19 protein-coding genes are annotated in these 18,413 nt (G+C 72.7%); 2 read left to right on the top strand and 17 right to left on the bottom strand.

The window, feature by feature from the left end; genetic code table 11:
- Window positions 1–16 precede the first annotated feature (16 nt).
- The 14 genes from Actkin_RS01710 to dacB all read right to left on the bottom strand — a co-directional run bounded on the left by Actkin_RS01710 (window position 17) and on the right by dacB (window position 13,743).
- Entirely contained in the window at window positions 17–481 is a 465-nt protein-coding gene (locus Actkin_RS01710; protein ID WP_258905599.1) for a DUF3180 domain-containing protein, read from the bottom strand.
- A complete protein-coding gene (gene folK / locus Actkin_RS01705) occupies window positions 478–975 on the bottom strand; it encodes a 2-amino-4-hydroxy-6-hydroxymethyldihydropteridine diphosphokinase (RefSeq protein WP_258905598.1) in 498 nt (165 codons plus the stop codon). The genes Actkin_RS01710 and folK overlap by 4 nt, the downstream gene beginning before the upstream one ends.
- A complete protein-coding gene (folB, locus tag Actkin_RS01700) occupies window positions 972–1,355 on the bottom strand; it encodes a dihydroneopterin aldolase (protein ID WP_258905597.1) in 384 nt (127 codons plus the stop codon). The genes folK and folB overlap by 4 nt, the downstream gene beginning before the upstream one ends.
- Window positions 1,334–2,191 (bottom strand): dihydropteroate synthase, encoded by an 858-nt coding sequence (gene folP / locus Actkin_RS01695; RefSeq protein WP_229786519.1) that lies wholly within the window; start codon window positions 2,189–2,191, stop codon window positions 1,334–1,336. Before folP ends, folB begins: the two co-directional genes overlap by 22 nt.
- On the bottom strand, window positions 2,188–2,811 hold the full coding sequence (folE, locus tag Actkin_RS01690) for a GTP cyclohydrolase I FolE (RefSeq protein WP_189208746.1): 624 nt from the start codon (window positions 2,809–2,811) through the stop codon (window positions 2,188–2,190). Before folE ends, folP begins: the two co-directional genes overlap by 4 nt.
- Window positions 2,812–2,854: 43 nt before the next feature.
- Window positions 2,855–5,140 (bottom strand): ATP-dependent zinc metalloprotease FtsH, encoded by a 2,286-nt coding sequence (ftsH, locus tag Actkin_RS01685; RefSeq protein ID WP_258905596.1) that lies wholly within the window; start codon window positions 5,138–5,140, stop codon window positions 2,855–2,857.
- A gap of 184 nt (window positions 5,141–5,324) precedes the next feature.
- Window positions 5,325–6,074 (bottom strand): ESX secretion-associated protein EspG, encoded by a 750-nt coding sequence (locus Actkin_RS01680; RefSeq protein WP_258905595.1) that lies wholly within the window; start codon window positions 6,072–6,074, stop codon window positions 5,325–5,327.
- A gap of 4 nt (window positions 6,075–6,078) precedes the next feature.
- Window positions 6,079–7,470 (bottom strand): hypothetical protein, encoded by a 1,392-nt coding sequence (locus tag Actkin_RS01675; protein ID WP_189208749.1) that lies wholly within the window; start codon window positions 7,468–7,470, stop codon window positions 6,079–6,081.
- A 10-nt stretch (window positions 7,471–7,480) separates the two neighbouring features.
- The gene (locus Actkin_RS01670; protein WP_258905594.1) at window positions 7,481–8,062 is read right to left on the bottom strand and encodes a DUF3558 family protein; all 582 of its coding nucleotides are present in this window, start codon (window positions 8,060–8,062) and stop codon (window positions 7,481–7,483) included.
- Between the two features lie 4 nt (window positions 8,063–8,066).
- Window positions 8,067–8,435: a PE domain-containing protein gene (locus Actkin_RS01665; protein WP_258905593.1), complete on the bottom strand. Its 369-nt coding sequence runs from the start codon at window positions 8,433–8,435 to the stop codon at window positions 8,067–8,069.
- Window positions 8,436–8,537: 102 nt separating this feature from the next.
- Complete coding sequence (gene hpt, locus Actkin_RS01660; protein ID WP_189208752.1) at window positions 8,538–9,086, bottom strand: hypoxanthine phosphoribosyltransferase; 549 nt, start codon at window positions 9,084–9,086, stop codon at window positions 8,538–8,540.
- A gap of 26 nt (window positions 9,087–9,112) precedes the next feature.
- A complete protein-coding gene (gene tilS, locus Actkin_RS01655; protein WP_258905592.1) occupies window positions 9,113–10,048 on the bottom strand; it encodes a tRNA lysidine(34) synthetase TilS in 936 nt (311 codons plus the stop codon).
- Window positions 10,045–11,094 carry an Rv3626c family coenzyme F420 biosynthesis-associated protein gene (locus tag Actkin_RS01650; protein WP_258905591.1) on the bottom strand — a complete coding sequence of 350 codons (1,050 nt, stop codon included), beginning with the start codon at window positions 11,092–11,094 and terminating at the stop codon, window positions 10,045–10,047. Before Actkin_RS01650 ends, tilS begins: the two co-directional genes overlap by 4 nt.
- A gap of 18 nt (window positions 11,095–11,112) precedes the next feature.
- Window positions 11,113–13,743, bottom strand: coding sequence for a D-alanyl-D-alanine carboxypeptidase/D-alanyl-D-alanine endopeptidase (dacB, locus tag Actkin_RS01645; RefSeq protein WP_258905590.1), 2,631 nt, complete (start codon window positions 13,741–13,743; stop codon window positions 11,113–11,115).
- 115 nt (window positions 13,744–13,858) lie between these two features.
- Between dacB and Actkin_RS01640 the strand changes: the two genes are divergently transcribed.
- The gene (locus tag Actkin_RS01640) at window positions 13,859–14,356 is read left to right on the top strand and encodes an inorganic diphosphatase (protein ID WP_189208755.1); all 498 of its coding nucleotides are present in this window, start codon (window positions 13,859–13,861) and stop codon (window positions 14,354–14,356) included.
- Here Actkin_RS01640 and Actkin_RS01635 read toward each other — a convergent pair.
- The 3 genes from Actkin_RS01635 to Actkin_RS01625 all read right to left on the bottom strand — a co-directional run bounded on the left by Actkin_RS01635 (window position 14,353) and on the right by Actkin_RS01625 (window position 17,304).
- Window positions 14,353–15,069, bottom strand: coding sequence for an SMI1/KNR4 family protein (locus tag Actkin_RS01635; RefSeq protein WP_189208756.1), 717 nt, complete (start codon window positions 15,067–15,069; stop codon window positions 14,353–14,355). The genes Actkin_RS01640 and Actkin_RS01635 overlap by 4 nt on opposite strands.
- A 130-nt stretch (window positions 15,070–15,199) precedes the next feature.
- Complete coding sequence (locus Actkin_RS01630) at window positions 15,200–16,843, bottom strand: MDR family MFS transporter (RefSeq protein WP_396122929.1); 1,644 nt, start codon at window positions 16,841–16,843, stop codon at window positions 15,200–15,202.
- Window positions 16,825–17,304: a MarR family winged helix-turn-helix transcriptional regulator gene (locus Actkin_RS01625; RefSeq protein ID WP_189208758.1), complete on the bottom strand. Its 480-nt coding sequence runs from the start codon at window positions 17,302–17,304 to the stop codon at window positions 16,825–16,827. The genes Actkin_RS01630 and Actkin_RS01625 overlap by 19 nt, the downstream gene beginning before the upstream one ends.
- Before the next feature lie 132 nt (window positions 17,305–17,436).
- On the opposite strand from Actkin_RS01625, the gene Actkin_RS01620 reads away from it, so the two are divergent.
- Complete coding sequence (locus tag Actkin_RS01620) at window positions 17,437–17,889, top strand: DUF4442 domain-containing protein (RefSeq protein WP_258905588.1); 453 nt, start codon at window positions 17,437–17,439, stop codon at window positions 17,887–17,889.
- Window positions 17,890–18,413 lie beyond the last annotated feature (524 nt).

Below are 18,413 nucleotides of genomic sequence, written 5' to 3'. Positions count from 1 at the left end.
CGAGACCAAACGGATGTCACACCGCGTCTCGACGCTGGTCATCGGGGTCGCGCGGGGCGCGGCAGCAGGACTCCAGCCACAGCGCCGCGGCGATCAGGACCGCCGCGCTCACCGCCCCGATCACCGCGCTCGGGATGTCCGACCGGGCCGCCTCGACCCGGGCGCTCTCCGGCACCACGTACGCCAGCACCGCGGCCCACGCGCCCAGCATGATCGCGCCCAGCAGCGAGGACGCCTTCGCCAGCGCGAGCGCCCGCGCCGCGGTGATCGGCTGCAGCGGCCTGCCCGACGACGTGCGCCGCACCCGCCCGCGCAGCACGTACCCGAACACCACCTCGACGACGGCCAGCACCAGCAGCGTGACCCCGGCGAACGTCGGCAGCGGCGGCAGCTCGCCGTACAGCAGGCGGATGAACAGGTACAGCGCGACCGCCGTGACCAGCCCGGCGGGCACCAGGTCCGACGCCTTGGTGAACCTCACCCGGCCGCCCCCCGCAGGTCGATGTCCGGCCGGGCGCGCACGCCCGCGGTGTCCAACCGCGCCAACAGCTCCCGAGCCGATCCCTGCCCGGGCACGACAGCGTCGGGCTCGACGTCCAGCCACGGGATCAGCACGGTCGCGCGCTCGGCGGTCCCCGGGTGCGGCAGCACCAGGTCGGGGTGGTCGCTGCGCACGCCGTCGACGGTCACCACGTCCACGTCCAGCGTCCTGGGCCCCCAGCGCTGCTCCCGCACGCGCCCGGCGGCCTGCTCCAGCGCCTGGCCCCGGCGCAGCCACGTCCACTCGTCGGCGTCCTCGTCGGAGACGATGAGCACCGCGTTGAGGAAGTCCGGCTGGTCCGTCACGCCCCACGGCGCCGTCTCGTACACCGGGGACACGGCCACCAGCACGTCCGCGAACCCCGCCACGGCCGCACGCAGGTGCGCCGCCCGGTCCCCCAGATTGGACCCCAGCGACAGCACCGCCCGGCTCATGAGCCCGCCCCGCGCGCCGACTTGCGCGAGCGCCGGACGGTCACCGCGACATCGGCGAACGACAGCGGGATCGGCGCGCTCGGCTTGTGCACGGTCACCTCGACGGCGAGCACGCGCTCGTCGGCCATCTCGGCCTCGGCGATCTCCGCGGCCACGGTCTCGATCAGGTCCCTCGGCGGCCCGGCGACCACGGCGGCGGCCCGCTCGGCGAGTTCGCCGTAGTGCACGGTGTGGGCGAGGTCGTCGGTCTCGGCCGCCTGCCGCAGGTCCAGCCACAGGGTGATGTCGACGACGAAGTCCTGCCCGTCGCGGCGCTCGTGCTCGAAGACGCCGTGGCGCCCGCGCACCCGCAGCCCGGTCAGCGCGATCCGATCGGCCATGACACCCCCTTCGGCGTCCCGCCCATGGCGGCGGCCACGGTGACCGCGTCGAGCGAGCGCCCCACGTCGTGCACCCGCACGCCCCACGCCCCCGCCATGGCGACGAGCGCGGAGATGGCAGCGGTCGCGTCCTCCCGGCCGTCGGAGGGCCGGGCGACGCCGTCCCTGGCCAGCAGCGCGCCGAGGAACCGCTTGCGCGACGCCCCGACCAGCACGGGGAAGCCCAGGTCGAGCAGGGTGTCCAGGGACCGCAGCAGCGCCCAGTTGTGGTCGGCGTTCTTGGCGAACCCCAGCCCAGGGTCGAGCACGATCGCCGACTCGACGACCCCGGCGTCCAGGGCGTCGTCCACCCGCGCGCGCAGCTCGTCGCGCACCTCGGCGACGACGTCGCCGTAGGTGGCCAGCGACTGCATGTCCCGGCTGTGCCCGCGCCAGTGCATCAGCACCCACGGCACCCCCGCGGAGGCCACCACGCGCGCCATCTGCGGGTCGGCCAGCCCGCCCGAGACGTCGTTGACGATCGAGGCCCCCGCGGCCAGCGCTGCCTCGGCGACCCGCGCCCTGGTCGTGTCCACGCTGATCACCACGCCCGCGGTCGCCAGTTCGGCGATCACCGGCACGACCCGGGCGATCTCGGTCTCCGCGTCGACGCGGTCCGCGCCCGGGCGCGTGGACTCCCCGCCCACATCGATGACGTCCGCGCCGCGCTCCCACATGGCCACGCCGTGCGCGATGGCGTCGTCGAGGCCGAGGTAGCGGCCGCCGTCGGAGAAGGAGTCGGGGGTGACGTTGAGGACGCCCACCACCGCGCAGCGGCCGGGTGCGGGCAGCGTCACCGGGTCCGCCCGTTGATCAGCTCGATCGCCTCGGCCCGCGACGACGGCGCGGTCTTGAGCAGCCCGCGCAGCGCCGAGGTCGTGGTGCGCGCGCCGGGCTTGCGGATGCCGCGCATCGCCATGCACAGGTGCTCGGCCTCGATCACCACGATCGCCCCGCGCGGGGTCAGCTTGCGCATGAGCGCGTCGGCGATCTGCGAGGTCAGCCGCTCCTGCACCTGCGGGCGGCGGGCGTAGAGGTCGACCAGGCGGGCCAGCTTGGACAGCCCGGTCACCTGGCCGCGCTCGTTCGGGATGTACCCGACGTGCGCGACCCCGTGGAACGGCACCAAGTGGTGCTCGCAGGTGGAGTACATCGGGATGTCGGTGACCAGGACCAGCTCGTCGTGGCTCTCGTCGAAGGTCTTGTCCAGCACCGCGTCCGGCTCGGTGTAGAGCCCGGCGAACAGCTCCCGGTACGCGCGCGCCACCCGCGCGGGGGTCTCCAGCAGGCCCTCGCGGTCGGGGTCCTCGCCGCAGGCGAGCAGCAGTTCGCGGACGGCCTTCTCGGCCCGGTCGGGATCGAAAGCGGCGAGCGGGACCGGGTGGTTCCCGCCCGCCTGCTTCGCGGTATCACTCATCGCCAGTCTCCGAGATTGTCGCGGCCGTGCGGCCGCAACCCTCTCATTCGGACCCGTGCGTGCGCCCGTCAGAGTTGTCCTGGTCACGGGCGTCCGGACCGGGCTGCGGCGGCGCGGGGTGCCACGGCTGGCCGCCCGGCGTCGTCGCGGGCGTCCACCCGGGCGGCGCGCCGTAGTTCGGCGGGCCGGCGCCGGGCCGGTACTCCCCGCCGTAATGCGGCGGCGGGTAGCCGGGCGCGGGCGGGTAGGGCGGCTGCGGGTGCGGCGGGACGCCGTTGCCGTTGCCGCCGGGCGGCAGCTCCGGGGTGGTCCTGGGCGGGCCGCCGGGCAGCTCGCCCGCGCCGGGGAAGGCCGCGACCGGGGTCTTCTCCCGCTCGCGCTCCTCGTCCGGCCACGGCTCGCCGCGCTCGTGCGCCAGCTCGCGCGGGGTCTTGATCGGCGGCTTGTCGCTGGGCACCCGGTCGCCGAAGTCGTTGAACGCGGTGATCCGGGGCCGCTTCTCCACGCCGGAGAAGATCCGCTCCAGGTCCTTGCGGGTCAGCGTCTCCTTGTCCAGCAGCTCGACCACCAGCTCGTCGAGCACGTCGCGGTAGGTGTTGAGCACGTCCCACGCCTCGGTGTGCGCTGCCTCGATCAGGCTGCGCACCTCCTCGTCGATCTCGTGCGCGACCTCCAGCGAGTAGTCCGGCGCGTGGCCCATCGACCGGCCCAGGAACGGGTCGCCCTGGTCCTGGCCGTAGCGGACCGCGCCGAGCCGCGCGCTCATGCCGTACTCGGTGACCATCGCCTTAGCGATCTTGGTGGCCTGGTCGATGTCGCTGGACGCGCCCGTGGTCGGCTCGTGGAACACCAGCTCCTCGGCCGCGCGCCCGCCCAGGGCGAACACCAGCCGGGCGATCATCTCCGAGCGGGTCATGAGCTGCTTGTCGTCCTCGGGGACGACGAGCGCGTGCCCGCCCGTGCGCCCGCGCGGCAGGATCGTCAGCTTGTAGACCGGCTCCAGGTCCGGCATCGCCCACGCGGCGAGCGCGTGCCCGCCCTCGTGGTAGGCGGTGATCTTCTTCTCCTTCTCGGAGATGATCCGGCTCTTGCGCGCCGGACCGCCGATCACCCGGTCGACCGACTCCTCCAGCGCGGCCCCGGTGATCGCGGTGCCGTTGGTGCGCGCGGTCAGCAGCGCGGCCTCGTTGATGACGTTGGCCAGGTCGGCGCCGGACATGCCGACGGTGCGCTTGGCCAGGCCGTCGAGGTCGACGTCGCCTGCGAAGGGCTTGCCCTTGGCGTGCACCTGCAGGATCTTCTTGCGGCCGGACAGGTCCGGCGCGGACACCGGGATCTGCCGGTCGAAGCGGCCCGGGCGCAGCAGCGCCGGGTCCAGGATGTCGGGGCGGTTGGTCGCGGCGATCAGGATGATGCCGCCGCGGGCGTCGAAGCCGTCCATCTCGACCAGCAGCTGGTTGAGGGTCTGCTCGCGCTCGTCGTGCCCGCCGCCGAGGCCCGCGCCGCGCTGGCGGCCGACCGCGTCGATCTCGTCGACGAAGATGATGCACGGCGCGTTCTGCTTGGCCTGCTCGAACAGGTCGCGCACGCGGGAGGCGCCGACACCGACGAACATCTCGACGAAGTCCGAGCCGGAGATCGAGTAGAACGGCACGCCCGCCTCACCGGCGACCGCGCGGGCCAGCAGCGTCTTGCCGGTGCCCGGCGGGCCGTAGAGCAGCACGCCCTTCGGGATCTTCGCGCCCAGGGCCTGGTAGCGGCCCGGGTTCTGCAGGAAGTCCTTGATCTCGTAGAGCTCCTCGACCGCCTCGTCGGCGCCCGCCACGTCGGCGAAGGTGGTCTTGGGCATGTCCTTGGACAACTGCTTGGCCTTGGACTTGCCGAAGTTGAGGACCCGGTTCCCGCCGCCCTGGACGTTGTTCATCATCCACATGAGCAGCAGCAACAGCAGCGCGAACGGGATGAGGAAGATCAGGATCTGGGTGAGGAACGAGTCCTGCGTCACCGTGGTGCGGAACTCGATGCCCGGCTTGTCGATGATCGTCTCGTAGAGCTGTGACGTCGCCCCGGCCGGGTACTGGGCGATGAGCTGGGTGACCTGCTGGCCCTCGTGCTCGATCGGGTTGTTCAGGGTCAGCTTGAGCTGCTGTTCCTTGTCCCCCAGCTCGACGGCCTTGACGTTGTTGGCCTCGATCTGCGCGACGGCCTTCGACGTGGGCACCGAGGTGTAGCCACGCGTGTCGTCGAACAGCATGCTGAAGGCGAAGTAGATCAGCAACACCGCCAGGATCCACAGCAGCGGGTTGCGCAGCAGTCGCTTTCGGTCCATTACATACGGCCGTGGGGCGGCCTCGACCCTCCCTGGACGTGCACGTGAGGGCAATGACGACCATTACCCGGCCGGGCGGCGCTCCGGTCGCTCCAGAGTACCGCCCGCTTCGACACCCTCACCGATTGACAAGGGCGCCACCAAGCTCAACGGCGCACGGCCGCGTCCAGTTCCCCGGTCCGGGTCAGCGTGTGACCTCGGCCACAAGTTGACCCAGCCGGTGGCGCATCGTCTGGATGTCGGCCGGGGCGACCGTGACCCAGTCCCGCCCGTCCCGGCCGCGGCTGGTCGAGGCGAGGTAGCGGCCGTTGGGCTTGTCGAACCACGACAGCACCGGCCCCCGCGTGCGCGCGCCGTGCCGGTCGCGGGCGGTGACGCCGAACTGGCCGCCGCGCAGGTTGGGCTGCGCGACCAGCCGCGCGGCCGCCGCCCTGGGGTCGGAGTCGGCCAGGCCGCGCACCGCCCTCGGGTTCACCGCGGCGAACTCGTCGGCGGGCAGCGAGACCGAGGTCTCCGCCCCGCGCGGGGCGGCGGGCAGCAGGCCGATCACCTCGGCGACCAGGCCGTCGGCGCGGACGCGGCGCAGGTGCAGGTCGTCACCGGACTGGGTGGCCACCACGCCCGTGCCGCCCGCGGCCGCGGCGAACACCGCGACCGCCCTGCCGGGCAGCTGGGGCATGAACAGCGCGTCGATCGCCACGTCCGGCCGGGCGAGCACGCCCAGCCAGTCCTCCACGTGCGGCTCGACGCGGCCGTACCGGTCGATCAGGCCGCGCGCGGCGAGTTCGGCGTGCATGCGGTGCCGCAGCGCGGTGCGCTCGTCGAGCGTCTCGCCGTGCGAGCGCACCTGCAGCGGGTACGGGAGGTCGCCCGCGTCCATGGCCTCCCAGAGGAAGTCGAGGGCGAGCTGGTCGAGGGTCTCCGCGGAGGGCACCGCGTCACTCCCCGATGACGGACGGCGCGGTGATCTGGTCGGTGCCGAAGGTGTCCTCCGGGTCCGGCTCGACCAGGTACGACGGCCGCTGGTGCTCCAGGTCCTCATCGCCCTGGCCGCCGCGACCGCCAGCACCGGCGCCCGCTCCGGCGCCAGCGCCGCGGCCAGCGCCGCCAGCACCCGCGCCCGCGCCGCCGGGCCGCCCGCCCGCGCCGGGGCCGCCCTGGCCCATGCCCGCGCCGAGCCCGGGCTTCGCGCCGGGCCCGCCCGCGCCCCCGGGACCGCCGGGCCCGCCGCCGAACGGGCCGCGCGGCCCGCCGGTGAGGGAACGGCCGCCGGTGGGGCCGGTCGGGCCGGTGCTGACCGGGCTGAACGGGCCGGGGCCCTGCGTCGGGCCGGGCTGCGGGCCGGGTCCGGGGGTCGGGTTGACCGTGACGGGCGGCTGCACGGGCGAGGTCTGCGGCGGGGTGTAGCCGGAGAGGTCGGTGCCGGTGTCGAGGCCGTCGTAGCCCGGGGCCGGGGGCACCGTGTGCGGGTTGGTGGCGTGGTGGCCGTCGATGAAGCCCGGCCTGCTGTCCCCGTCGCCGGTGCTGCCGCGCGGGGTGTAGGAGTCGGTGCTGCCCGTGCGGTCGTAGGTGACCCGGGTGCCGTCCTGGAAGCCGTCGCCGCCGCCGGTGTCGGTGCTGCGCGGGGGCGGCGGCACGAAGGTCGGCGTGCGCGAGTCGATCTCGGCCATCGTGTTGGTGTACTCGGTCATGTACTTGACCTGCTCGGCCTTGACCGCCCTGGCCTGCTCTTCCTTGGCCTGCATGTCGTTCATGCCCGCCACCGGGTTCGGGTTCGCGAGCGCCTTGGTCAACTCGGCGTCGCGGTCGAACTCCATCGGCTCGGGCATGTTCCGCACGGTGGCGGCGGCGAGCGCCTGGTCGGACATGGCGGTCCCCATGTACTGCGCGGAGATTCCCGCCTGCCCGGTCCGCTGGGCCAGCGGCTTGAGCGCGTTGCGCGCGGCGTCGGCGGCCTCGCCCTGCCAGGCGTGCTCCAGCCGCGTCACCGCGTCCAACAGCCGGTTAGCCGCCTCGGCGAGCCGGTTGCCGCCCTCGGTGAAACCGCGCCCGAGCCCGTCCGCGCTGGTCGGCACGTTCTTCTCGGTGGCGGCGGCGTACAGCTCGGTGCTGGTGCGGCTCTCCCAGTTCTGCGGGACGACCACCCGGTCGTTGCCCATCTCGACGTCGGGCGCCAGCTGCTCCCGCTGGTACTCGGCGATGCTCTGCTGAAGCTCGGTGGTGGTCGACCGGTCTTCCTCAGGCATGTTCCGCATGGCGATCGAGACGTCGTCCGCCCGGTCGCCCGCGTAATCGTGCGTCTCGTAACGCGGCTGATCGCCGTTCGGCATGTCCTGCCCCCTAGCCCTTCACCTTCGGAATAACGATCTCGGCGACCTTTTTCGCCACATCACACGTTTCGTAGCCCTTGTCGCGCCCGCTGCTCAGCACACCCACACCGAAAGTCATTGCGGAACGGTCCTTGTTGAGCTTGATCCGCACCAAGCACAACCCGCTCTTCTCGGTGGTCTTGGTCAACACCGCCGGGGTCCCAGCCACCTCGATGTCCGACTTCGTGCCCTCCGCGGGGCGGACACCACTCGCATCCAACTTGAAGTCGATGGTGATCCCGAGGTCGCCGCTCCACTGGCACTGCTCGGAGCCGGTGGTGAAGCTGTTGCCCGGGCGGGGGTTCCTGGAGCCGAATTCGGCTGTCTCAGCCGGGGTCAGCAGCTCGCACAGCTCATCGCGCTGGTAATTGATCTCCCGATCGGCGGCCGTGGTGGAGGTGGCCGCGGTCGTGGGAGAGGCGGTCGTCGTGGTGACGGCCCCGGTTCCGCCGGTGGTCGGGGTGGTCGTCGGCGTCCCCGGCTCCGACCCGCACGCACTCAGCGACGCGAGCAGCGCACCGCAGGCGACCGTCACGGCGAGTGTGGAACGCACGAGCTCAGCCCCGCACCTTGGTCGCGTTGCCGTAGTCGGTGTCCTTGTAATTGGCGATCGCCTGGTTGAGCGCGCGCTCGGCCTGGTCGGTCTGCTCCAACAACTGCCGAACGAGGTGGAGGAAGGAGTCACCCGAGCCGTCGAAGCGCTCCATGGACTTCTTCGCCATCGCGGTGCCGACCGGGTTTGCGCCGATCTGCACCTCCGCACCGGCGGAGTCCGCACCCTGCACCAGCAGCGAAAGCTCGTCCCGGACCGCGCCGATCTCCTTGATGGCGTCCTGGGCGGCGTCCGGGTCCACCGAGACCATGCCGCTGGCCGCGGCGCCCGCGAAGGCGCCGACGGCGCCGCCGATACCGGTTGCGTCGTACACGTCTGCTCTCCCCTGGTCCCCGTCGGCTGCTCCACCCGCAGCAGTTGATCTGGAGGCTAACGCACCGAGGTACACCCGGTCAGGGGATCACGACAATTCGTGCTACGAGGTATAGACCCGCGGGTCGAGGGTGCCGATGTACGGGAGGTCGCGGTAGCGCTCGGCGAAGTCGAGGCCGTAGCCGACGACGAACTCGTTCGGGATGTCGAAGCCGATGTACTTCACCGGCACCTCCACCTTCACCGCGTCGGGCTTGCGGAGCAGGGAGCAGACCTCCATCGACCGCGGGTTGCGGGAGGCGAGGTTCTTCAGCAGCCACGACAGGGTCAGGCCCGAGTCGATGATGTCCTCGACGATCAGCACGTCGCGGCCCGCGATGTCGCGGTCGAGGTCCTTGAGGATGCGCACGACGCCCGAGGACGACGTGGACGAGCCGTACGAGCTGACCGCCATGAACTCCAGCTGCACCGGGACGGGCAGCGCGCGGGCCAGGTCGGTCATGAACATGACCGCGCCCTTGAGCACGCCGACCAGCACGAGGTCGGACGGGGTGTCGGCGTAGTCGGCGGCGACCTGCTTGGCCAGTTCGGTGATCTTCTCGTCGATCTGGTCCTGACTGATCAGCACGGAGGCGATATCACCGTCGTACACAGTGGTCCCTTCAAATCCCTCGCAGGTCACGGCGCGTCACAGGTCAGCCTGCCATGCGCGCGCCGCGCCACAAAGCCGCCGGGCAGCGCGACGCCGCGTTGGCCGCGCCAGTCGCCGACGAGGCCGTCGCAGGCGCGCAGGTGCGCGTCCGTCAACTCCGGGACGCCTGCCCGCAACAACCACGTCCGCAGCACCCTGCGGCGCAGCGCGGGCGGGGCCGGGGTGAGTTCGGACACAACGAGATCACCGTCGTCGCCCGCGCGGGCGAGCAGGTCGGCGGCGAGGTCGTCGAGGGCGGCGAGGTCCTCGCGCAGTTGGGCGGCCGTGCGGGCCAGCGCGGCGGCGACCCCGCCCTGCAGGACCTCCTCCATCAGCGGCAGGACCTCGGTGCGCAGCCGCACGCGGGTGAAGCGCGGGTCGGCGTTGTGCGGGTCGTGCCACGGGGTGAGCCCGAGCGCGGCGCAGGCGGCGGCGGTGGTCGCGCGCGGCAGGTCGAGGAGCGGGCGGCCCCACGGCGGGTCGAGGGCGCGCATCCCGGCGATGGACCGGGGGCCGGAGCCCCGGCCGAGGCCGAGCAGCACGGTCTCGGCCTGGTCGTCGCGGGTGTGTCCGAGCAGGACCAGCGCGCCGTCGGCCGCCTCCCGCAGCGCGGCGTAGCGGGCGCGGCGGGCGGCGGCCTCGATCCCGCCCGAGCCGGACACCGTGACCGTGAGGACGCGCGCGGGCACGTCCAGCGCCGCCATCTGCTCCGCGACCCGGGCGGCGACCCGCGCCGACCCCGCCTGCAGGCCGTGGTCGACGATCAGCGCCTCCACCGGACACACGTGCGCGGCCGCCGCGGCCAGCGCGAGCGAGTCCGCGCCGCCGGAGACGGCGACCGCGACCCGATCCGGCTCGACCCTGGACAGCAGCGCGCGAACGGCCCTGCGGACGTCGGCGACGGCCGGGTCGGGCCTGCTCACGCGACGCGGCGCAGCCAGGCGTCCGGGTCGCCCAGCTCGGCGCGCAGCGGCAGGGTGTCCGGGGACTCCCAGACGCGGTTGAACCGCTCCATGCCGATCGCGCCCACGATGTGGTTGGTGAACTTCGCGCCCACGGCGTACTGCTTCATCTTGGCGTCCACGCCCAGCAGCGAGCGCAGGACGCGGTCGAGCAGGCCGCCGCCGCGGCGGCGCGCGGTGAACCGCTGGCGGATGGTGGCGACGCTGGGCACCACGGCCGGGCCGACGGCGTCCATGACGTGGTCTGCGTGGCCCTCCAGCAGCGTCGACAGCGCGATCAGCCGGTCGAACGCGGCCCGCTGGGCGGGCGACTGCAGCATCTCGACGATCGCCAGCGGCCCGGTGGATGCGGTGGGGTCGGGCCGCGAGCGGGCCGCCTTGAGCACCTCGGGCAGCCGCGACAGCAGGCCGGTCGCCTCGTCCTCCAGCCCCGCGATGAACCCGGCGACCTGGCCGCGGAAGTACTCGGCCAGCCACGGCACCGCGGTGAACTGGAGGCGGTGGGTGCTCTCGTGCAGGGCGACCCACAGCTGGAAGTCCTCGGCGGGCACGTCGAGGGCCCGCTGGGCGGCGACGATGTTGGGCGCGACCATCATCAGCCTGCCGTCGGCGCCGCCGTAGGGGTCGTACTGGCCGAGGACACGGCTGCCCAGGTATGCCAGCACCATCCCGGCCTGCACGCCCGCGCTGCCGGACAGCACGCCGCCGACCCGGCCAGACCGCGCGGGCAGCGCGCCGTCGGTGAGCGTTGCAATGCCCTGGGCTGCGGCCTCGATCCAGCCGTCGCGGTCGACGACGTCGCCCTCGCGCACCGGCAGGCCGTGCCCCATGCCGGTCAGCCCGCGCACGTGCTCCTCGGCGACGACGGTGGCCGCGCGCAGGTCGGCCACGGTGCGCTCGGCCTCGGCCAGCGACACCACCGGCCCCGGCCGGACCAGCCGTTTGGCCGTCGACGTGGCGAGGTCCCAATCGACGGGTGCGGGCCCGGTCCGGGTAGCGGGGTTCACGCCCCGAACGCTACCCGCTCACTGACAGCCACACTTGTGCAAAGCGGCGGCCACGGCGTCGAGCGCGGGCCGAGCGTCCAGGGGATTGGTCCCGTTGGACATCAGGGCGAACACCAGCAGGCGGCCGTCGCTGTCGAGGACGACGCCTGCCAGCGAGTTCACCGCGGAGAGCGTGCCGGTCTTGGCCCTGACCCAGCCCTTGCCCGCCGCGGCCGGGCCGTCCAGGTACCGCTTGTCCAGCGTGCCGTTGCCGCCCGCGACGGGAAGCCCGGACAGCAGCGGCCGGAGCTTGGCCGTGCGCGGGTCGGCGCCGTCCGGGGCGGCGGCGGCCTTGAGCACCTCGCCGAGCAGCGCGGAGGTGACCCGGTTCTCCGTCGACATCCCGCTGCCGTCGCGCAGGACGAGGCCGTCGACGGCGAAGCCGTTCTCGCGCAGGACGTTGACCACCGCGGTGGTCGCGCCGGTGAAGGACGGCTCCTGCCCGGTGGCGATGGCCAGCTCGCGGATCAGCGTCTCGGCCAGCACGTTGTCCGAGCGCTGCACGGCGGTGTGGACCAGTTCGGCGATGGGCGCGGACTCGACCTCGCCGAGCACGCGGGCGTCCGGCTTCGCCGTGGTCTGCGCCTCAGACGGCACGGTCGCGCCTATGCGGCGGGCGAACTCCTCGGCCAGCGCGCGGCCGGGGTTGTTCGAGCGCGGGCTGACGGCGTCGGTCGGGTCCTGCCGGGCCGCGTCCATCATCGCCGGGACGATCGGGGTGATGTGGCCAGCGGGGACGTCGGCGGGCAGCCAGCCGCGGGCGAGGCCGTCGCCGGTGTAGCGGCTCAGGTCGACCAGGACGGTGTCGACGGGACCGGTGGCCTTGACCTGCGCGACCAGCTCGTCCAGGTGCGCCGCGCCGGGGAAGACGGAGTCCTTGCCCTCGGGCAGCGACGACAGCGTGGGGTCCCCGCCGCCGACGATGATCACCGTGCCCGGCTCGTCCCCCGCGACGACCTTGGTGACCAGCCGCTCGGTGTGCGGGAGGGTCAGCAGGACGGCGGCGGTGCTGAGCAGCTTGGTCGTCGACGCCGGGACCAGCGCGGTGTCCGGGTCGCGGCTGAACAGCGTCTGCCCGGTCACCGGGTCGATGACGACCCCGGTGAGCGTGCCGAGATCGGGATCGTTCGCGGGCCCGGCCAGCGCGCTCGCTACCCCTTCGGCGCTCGGCGGCGTCGCTCCCTCCCGGGGCCCCGCGAGCACCGGCTCGAACCGCACGGCCGCGGGCGGCGGTGCGATGGCCACCTCATCCCCGTCCACCAGCCCCAACCGCTCGGCGATCCCGGGCACGGCGAACACGATCCCGGCGGCGACCGCGACCACGACGGCCGCGGCGACGGCCACGATGAGCCCGGTCCGCCTGCGCCGCGGCCTGCCGCCGTCCGGCTGGGGCTCGCCCGGACCGTCGTCCACCGGCGGGTCGACGTGCCCCTTTCCACCAGAACGGTCGGCGGCGCCCGTCTCCTCGGCGAAGGGCGCGGCCTCTTCCGGACGCCGCTGCTCACCCCGGATGAACCGCGTCTCCTCAGCCGGATGCGCCCCCGACGCCCCCACCGGCCGCCGCCCGTGCGGCCCGGCCTCACCCGCGGAACGACCCCCTTGCCGCGCCTGCGCCCCGGGCCCATCGCCACGACGGGGCAACTCGGCCGAAACGAACCGCGTCTCCTCCGCCGAACGCTGCCCGTCGCCCTGCCCGAACCGCGCCCCCTCGCCCAAGCGCTGAGCCTCAACCTGGCCGAACCGCCTCTCGGCCGAAGGCTGCCCGTCACTCGGAACGAACCGCGTCTCCTCAGCCGAACGCTGCGCATCGCCCTGACCGAACCGCCCCTCGCCCGAGCGCTGGCCATCGGCCTGCCCGAACCGCGCCCCCTCTGCCGATTGCTGAGCGTCGCTAGGAACGAACCGTGTCTCCTCAGCCGAGCGCTGCGAGTCGCCCGGCCCGAATCGCGGACCCTCGGTCGAGCGGTGGGCGTCGGCATGGCCGGGCCTCGTCCCCTCGTTCGAGCGCTGCGCGTCAGCTGGGACGAACCTCGTCTCCTCCGCCTGGGCATCAGCCGGGGCGGGCCTTGACTCCTCGTCGCCGGCGGGTCGGTCGGTCGCGACCGGGCGGACGAGCATGGTGCGCTCGGCCGGGTTCTCCGGGCGGGTGAGGCGCGTGGTGTCCGCGCCCTCGAACGACCGCGGGCGGGCGGTCGGCTGGGTGCGGTCGGCCGGGGCCATGCCCGGGTGGGTGTCCTCACCGGACGGTGCGGGGTCGACGGCGGGGATGCCGGGAGCGGTGTCCTCGGCCGGACGCTCCGTCCGCGCGACCGGGCGCATGACCCGGGTCGCCTCGGCGGGCGGGGTGGGCAGTTCGGTCGTCGGGCCCGGTTCCTCGTCGGGCCAGGCCGGTTCACCCGGGGGTGTGACGCGCGGCTCGCCGTCGGCGACGTGGGTCTCGTCACGTAACGGGGTGGCAACCGCTGGCGCGTCCTGGTCGTCGGTGTCGGTCCCCGGCCAGTCCTCGGCGTCGGCGCCGGGCCAGGCGATGTCCGTCGGCTCCGGGTTCTCGCGCTGGTCAGGACCGCTTTCGCGGGCTCTTCCCCGCTCCCCCGACGATGTCTCGCCCACCTGTCGCCCTCCCGAAGCCCCCGTCGTCGGCCGCCCACCGCAGGTGCGGGCCACCGGCATACCGTGGTCCACACTAAGGCCTCAACGAGGACAGCCGAGACGAGCGAGGAACGGCGTGGAGTTCGACGTCACGATCGAGATCCCCAAGGGGAGCCGGAACAAGTACGAAGTGGACCACGTCACCGGGCGGCTGCGGCTCGACCGGACGCTGTTCACCGCCACCCAGTACCCGGCGGACTACGGGTTCGTGGAGAACACCCTCGGCGAGGACGGCGACCCGCTGGACGCGCTGGTGCTGGTCCAGGAGCCCACCTTCCCCGGCTGCCTCATCAGCGCCAGGGCCATCGGCATGTTCCGCATGACCGACGAGAAGGGCGGCGACGACAAGGTGCTGTGCGTGCCCGCCAACGACCCGCGCAGCGAGCACCTGCGCGACATCCACCACCTCGCCGAGTTCCACCGCCTGGAGATCCAGCACTTCTTCGAGGTCTACAAGGACCTGGAGCCGGGCAAGAGCGTCGAGGGCGCCAACTGGGTCGGGCGCGCCGAGGCCGAGGCCGAGATCGTGCGCTCCTACGCCCGCCTGAAGGAAGCCGCCCCCGCGGAGCACTAGCGCAGGCGCCAGCTGAGCACGCCGTCCGCACCGATCGCCGGGAGATACGCGCCGGTGCGGCGGCCCTCCAGCACGTCCGCCGTCTGCTCGACCAGCAGCGCGAGCGAGTCCGCGGCGATGCCGCCCGCCGCGCCCGGCGAGTGCTCCCTGACCCGTCCGTCGGGGTCCAGGTAGAGGTACCAGCCGCCGTTGTCGCGGGCGAAGGGGATGCCGTCGCCGTCCCAGCCGCCGTCGGCGGCGCAGAGCTTGCCCACGTCGGCGGCGATCTCGCCGGTGGACATCGGCGCGTAGAACGGCGCGAAGGTGAAGCCCGCGGCCCGGACCCCGTTGTGCCTGCGCAGGCTGGCGACGAGCTCCGGCGGGAAGGCCATGCCCGCGGCCCGCTGGGCGCGCGCGATCGCGGCGTCGTCGGCTGGCGGGTTCCACACGACCGGGACCGGCACGCTCGCGGCCAGCCACTTCTCGACGCGCTCCCACGAGCGGTCCACGCCCGCCTGCACGTCGGCGGGCACCGGGGCGATCTCCTCTGGCCCCTCGCCGTCGGCGCAGTCCGGCTCGGGCGGCGGGGCGGTCGGCGCCGACGACGGCGCCGCGCTGGTCTCGGGTACGCCGAGGGCCGCGGGCGGGCCCGGCTGGTGCGAACGGCCGCCCACGACGTACGCCAAGGCGATCACCAGACCGCCCACCAGAAAGATGGCGAGGACGACGCGCACGGCACCCCCAAATGTCGGTGCCCACTATCCCAGATGGCGGCACGCTCGGTGCACGTCTGTTGCCTACGCGAGACCACCCGGAAGCGAAACCGTGGTCCCCCGACCGGATCGGGGGACCACGGTCACACGCTCAGTGCGCGATCGCGGGCACCTTGTCGGCGTCCTCGTCGGCGACCCGCTGAATGCCGGACTTGTCGGCCAGCGGCACCTCCTTGAGGAACCACACGGCGGCGAACGCCACGGCCATCACGATGCCGCCGACCAGGAACACCGTGCTCAGCGCGTCGGCGAAGCCGACCAGGATCGGGCGGGCCAGCGCCGGGTCGATCTGGGTCAGGAACGCGGTGTTGTTCAGGTCGATCTGCCCGGGCGTGAACTGCGGGTTCTGCTGCAGCGCCGCCAGGAACGCCGGGTCGGTGCGGGCGGCGTCGATGGAGCCCTGGATGCGGCCGCCGACCACGGTGAACAGGATCGACAGGAAGGTCGCCGTGCCGACCGTGCCGCCGATGGACCGGAAGAACGTGCCCGCCGAGGTGGCCACGCCCATGTCCCGGACCGGGACGTCGTTCTGGATGGCCAGGATCAGCGTCTGCATGCACAGGCCCAGCCCGGCGCCGATGACCACCATGATCAGCATGGTCGTCCAGAGCGGGGTGTCGACGCCGATCAGGGAGAACGCGATCAGCGACACCGTGGTCAGCCCGAGGCCGACGATCGGGAACACCCGGTAGCGGCCGGTGCGGGCGATGGCCTGCCCGCTGGCCATGGCCGAGACGATGATGCCGAAGGTCAGCGGCAGCGTCATCAGGCCGGACTCGGTCGGGCTGGCGCCCTTGACGATCTGCAGGTACAGCGGCAGCGACATCATGGCGCCGAACATGCCCATGCCCATGATGAAGTTGACCAGGTTGGCCACGGTGAACACCGACCGCCGGAACAGCCGCAGCGGCAGCAGCGCCGCGTCGCCCATGCGCCGCTCGACGGCGATGAACGCGGCGATCCCGACGACGCCGAGGGCGTAGGCGGTCAGCGCCGCGGGCGAGGCCCAGCCCCACTCGCGGCCCTGCTCGGCCACGATCAGCAGCGGGACGAGACCGATGGTCAGCGTGATCGCGCCCAGGTAGTCGACCTTCTGCGGGACCCGCTTGTGCGGGACGTTGAGGTTGCGGGCCACGACGAACAGGCCCACCAGCGCGATCGGCACGTTGATCAGGAACACCCAGCGCCACCCGTCGATGCCGGCGACGGTGTCGATGCCCGCGAAGAACCCGCCGACGACCGGGCCCGCCACGCTGGACAGGCCCCAGACGGCCATGAAGTAGCCCTGGTAGCGCCCGCGCTCGCGCGGCGAGGTGATGTCGGCGATGATCGCCAGCGCCAGCGACATCAGACCACCGGCGCCGAGGCCCTGGACCGCGCGGTAGGCGGCGAGCTCGTACATCGAGTCGGCGATGCCGCACAGCACCGAGCCGATCAGGAAGACCGTGATCGCGGTCAGGTACAGCGGCTTGCGGCCGAGGATGTCGGAGAGCTTGCCGTAGAGCGGGGTCGAGATGGTGGCGGTGATCAGATAGGCGGTGGTGGCCCACGCCTGGATCGTCTGGCCGTGCAGCTGGTCGGCGATCGTCTTCATCGCCGAGGACATGATGGTCTGGTCGAGCGCGGCGAGCAGCATGCCCAGCATCAGGCCCGACAGGATCACCAGGATCTGCCGGTGGCTGAGGTGATTGCTCGGTGGCGCTTCGGCGTTGGTGGTCAAGGTTTCCCCCCACATTCAGCGATCAAGTTCGGCATGTACTTCTCGTGGTCGGCGATGAACCGCTCGAACAGCCCCACGAAGGTGTCGAGGTCGTCCGGGTCCCAGTCGCGGACCATCCGGGCGATGGAGTGGGCGAACCGGGCCCGCTGGCGTTCCAGCACGCCCAGGCCCTCCTCGGTCGGCACCAGCAGGCTGGCGCGGCCGTCGTCCGGGTCGGCCTGCCGGGTGACCAGGCCCTCTTTGACCAGGGCGGCCACCTGGCGGGAGACGGTCGAGGGGTCGGAGTGCACGGCCTCGGCCAGGGTGCCCAGCCGGGCGGGTCCGAGCGCGACCAGGTTCTTGAGCAGGACGATCGCCGAGCGGTCGACCCCCGCCCTGCTCAGCCGGGCGGCCACGGTCGCCTGCTGCTTGCCGAAGGCGAACAGCACGGACGCCAGCCGCTTGCCGTTCTCCAGCTCGGCCTCGGTCAGCTCCATCGCCTGACTCCCATTGCTTGCATCACCCAAGTAGTTGGTCCATACAAGGATGCACATCGAGCAAGATCGAAGACAACCGGATTAACTGTGAGTTGTGGCGCAGCGAAGTTACTGACGGGTAATGTGTGCGCCATGAGCGAGTACGACTGGGTCGCCGAGACGATCTCCGCGACCGTCCCCTGGGTCAAGACGGCCAGCGTCACGTTCGAGTCGGTCACGCCGTCGCGGGTCGTGTGCTCGCTGCCCGACCGCCCTGACCAGCGCAATCACGCGGGCGGCCCGCACGCGGCGGTGATGTTCGGCTTGGCGGAGACCGCGTCAGGCGCGGTGGCGCTGGCGGCGTTCGCCGCGGAGATGGGACGCGCGACGCCGCTGGTGGTGCGGTCGGAGATCCGGTACCGGAAGCTGGCGCTCGGAGCCCTGACGGCGGAGGCGGTGCCGTCGCGGGAGGTGGCGGAGGTGCTGGCGGAGCTGGACGCGGGGACGCGGCCGGAGCTGCCGGTGGAGTGCGTCATCCGAAACGCTGACGGGGTGACCACAGCTGAGATGACTGTGGTGTGGACGCTGAAGGCTGTTCGTTCTTGACGCGCACGAATTGATTCGCGCCCCCTTGGTGGCGACGCGATTTAATCGGTGGTGTCCGATGGGGTGAACTCACATTCGCGGGGCCCCTAAGCGAAGCGGCGCGGGCGTGAACAAAGGGCGGAGCGGCGAAGCCGTCCACGCCCGAGCGAGGGTAGCACCGCTTCGCTCCCCACGAATGCGAGTCCACCCCATCGGACAGTCGGCTGAGGCGTGTTGCGTTTAGTGGGTGGTCGCTCTGCTTCCCCGACTGCTCTTGCCCATACTTCCGCTGGCCGCTGGCCCTCTCGCCTTCCGGCTCCCCGGCTCCCCGGCTCCCCGGCTCCCTGGCCTCTTGCCCTGTGGCCCCTCGCCCCTCGGCCCTTCTTGCCTCCGGACCTTTGGCTTCCGGCTCTCCGGCCTCTCGCCTTCCGGCCTACTCACATTCGGGCCCTTCGCTCTTCGCACCCCCGGCCCTCTTGCCTTCCAGCCTCCTCACCTTCCGGCCTCTCGCCCTCTCCCCCGGGCCTTCTCACCCTCCGGCCCTG

Source organism: Actinokineospora sp. UTMC 2448, from assembly GCF_024760565.1.
Taxonomy (GTDB): domain Bacteria; phylum Actinomycetota; class Actinomycetes; order Mycobacteriales; family Pseudonocardiaceae; genus Actinokineospora; species Actinokineospora fastidiosa.
This window is presented reverse-complemented; position numbering and strand designations above follow the sequence as displayed.